At 38.4% G+C, this 1,290-nt stretch carries 3 protein-coding genes; 2 read left to right on the top strand and 1 reads right to left on the bottom strand.

Annotated features, from left to right (window positions below; genetic code table 11):
• Window positions 1-78 precede the first annotated feature (78 nt).
• Complete coding sequence (locus tag ACEYW6_RS36260; RefSeq protein WP_412983613.1) at window positions 79-237, bottom strand: helix-turn-helix domain-containing protein; 159 nt, start codon at window positions 235-237, stop codon at window positions 79-81.
• A 61-nt stretch (window positions 238-298) separates the two neighbouring features.
• Between ACEYW6_RS36260 and tnpA the strand changes: the two genes are divergently transcribed.
• Window positions 299-706: an IS200/IS605 family transposase gene (tnpA, locus tag ACEYW6_RS36255; protein ID WP_412983614.1), complete on the top strand. Its 408-nt coding sequence runs from the start codon at window positions 299-301 to the stop codon at window positions 704-706.
• Window positions 707-1,082: 376 nt separating this feature from the next.
• Window positions 1,083-1,290: hypothetical protein (locus ACEYW6_RS36250; RefSeq protein ID WP_412983612.1), on the top strand; the 208-nt coding region annotated here is incomplete at its 3' end.

The following is a 1,290-nucleotide window of genomic DNA, read 5'->3' as shown; positions in this document are numbered from 1 at the left end:
AATTTTAGAAGAAGGGTTTTACTAAATTGGTATTTCTGTTGTTAATTTAACATATCTAGTCTGGGAGAGCCATAATTTTTAATTAAAACTGGTCATCCCAATGCCTGTCTCTTGATATTGAGTATTAGTCTTGTTGAGGTAAAAATTCCAAACAAACCGAGAACATCCAAAGCTTTTGGCGAATCTTATTTCTTGCTCTTGGTTGGGATAAATTCTGACCTTCAGTACATCTAGCATCAATACGGCATTGAAAAACTATTGTGATAATATACTATTTACCGCTAACTCTTGTCAATATATGTATAATCATGGTTTTAGGTCTGTTTATAGACTTAACGCTCACATCCTTCTAGTCGTGAAGTACCGTAGAAAAGCTATTAATGCAGAAATACTCAACAGGTTAAAAGAAATAATCACAGATACCCTAAAAAAATGGGACTGTGAGTTGTTAGAGTTCAACGGTGAAGTAGACCATGTACACTTATTAATTGACTACAAACCAGATAAACCACTATCTTCTCTGATTGGGAATATCAAAACAGTGAGCAGTAGATTGATTCGCAAAGAGTTTCCTTGGTTGGCTAAAAAATACTTCTACAATAAGCCTTATTTTTGGACTGGTGCGTATTTTGTTGCTAGTTGTGGAGCTGTCACGGTTGAGCAGTTAAAAAATTACGTTGAGAAACAAGACCAACCAAAACAATGATTCGCTGCGCTCAGTCTTATATTGGTCGCAATTCATCTCCCGTTACAGTCGAAGACTTAACGGGAGTCCTCTTACTCCATTAATATAGACAATAATAAATACACATCTTATGATTATGGAATCAGTTTGATATTTGGCAAGTCGAAGCGGGGTCAAAAACCCTGGGGATCTGCCAAAATCGCCAGAACCTTGACAAGTAAATAGTTTCACAGTTTTAGTGCTAAGGAAAGTTGACATTTAGTCGCAATAAGAGTGGCTGAAATCGACCTATTTTTGAGGTTTGCCAAAATGCTTCCCAGGAAGCCTGCTCTGTAACAGTTTCAGCACCGAGCGGTTTCCAATAACCAAATCCCCTCACGGGGACTGAAACATTTTTATGGCTGTTAATGCTCAATATGGGCTAAGAGTTTCCAATAACCAAATCCCCTCACGGGGACTGAAACATTATGTTGCGCCTCGACTTGAACCAGCAACTCCGGCAGTTTCCAATAACCAAATCCCCTCACGGGGCACCCGTGACAGGTTAAGTAAAAGTGCATTTTGTCAATCAGCTAAAATACTCAAAAGCCAGTTAGTGAAAATGA

The organism is Nostoc sp. UIC 10607 (genome assembly GCF_047228265.1).
Lineage (GTDB): Bacteria > Cyanobacteriota > Cyanobacteriia > Cyanobacteriales > Nostocaceae > Nostoc > Nostoc foliaceum_A.
The sequence above is the reverse complement of the archived record's forward strand: the minus strand, read 5'-3'. Positions and strand labels throughout refer to the sequence as shown.

Coding starts and splice junctions, on each gene's coding strand:
- tnpA (WP_412983614.1), top strand. CDS start 299: ATGTATAATCATGGTTTTAGGTCTGTTTATAGACTTAACGCTCACATC.
- ACEYW6_RS36260 (WP_412983613.1), bottom strand. CDS start 237: ATGCTAGATGTACTGAAGGTCAGAATTTATCCCAACCAAGAGCAAGAA.